This window comes from Enterovibrio qingdaonensis, assembly GCF_028683135.1.
Lineage (GTDB): Bacteria > Pseudomonadota > Gammaproteobacteria > Enterobacterales > Vibrionaceae > Enterovibrio > Enterovibrio qingdaonensis.
On the sequence record NZ_JAJUBB010000089.1, the window covers coordinates 1 to 281 of the forward strand.

General features: G+C 51.2%; 1 protein-coding gene. It reads left to right on the forward strand.

Going from position 1 to position 281, the window contains the following annotated elements; translation table 11 throughout:
- A partial coding sequence (locus LRP49_RS25250) for a hypothetical protein (protein ID WP_274146428.1) occupies positions 1 to 281 on the forward strand: 281 nt, incomplete at both ends.

A 281-nucleotide genomic window follows, 5' to 3' on the forward strand; every position in this document is an offset into this window, starting at 1 on the left:
CTTCGACCTCGCTGAACAAGGTGTCGAGCGCGGTGATATTACAGGCCTTACCATCAACAACAAGGTGCTGACTGACGAGGAGATCGATGCAGTCTTTGCCGGCACGTATACGCAATCTATCAGTGGTGGTAACACGGCATTTGAGGTCATCTTCGAAACCCGTGATGACAAACGCTTTGAAGGCAACGAAAGCTTTACCCTTAATGTGTCAGCGGACACTGGCATTGTCGTCGATGGCACCGACGCGTCTTTGACCCTGACGGATAGCAAAGATGCAACCA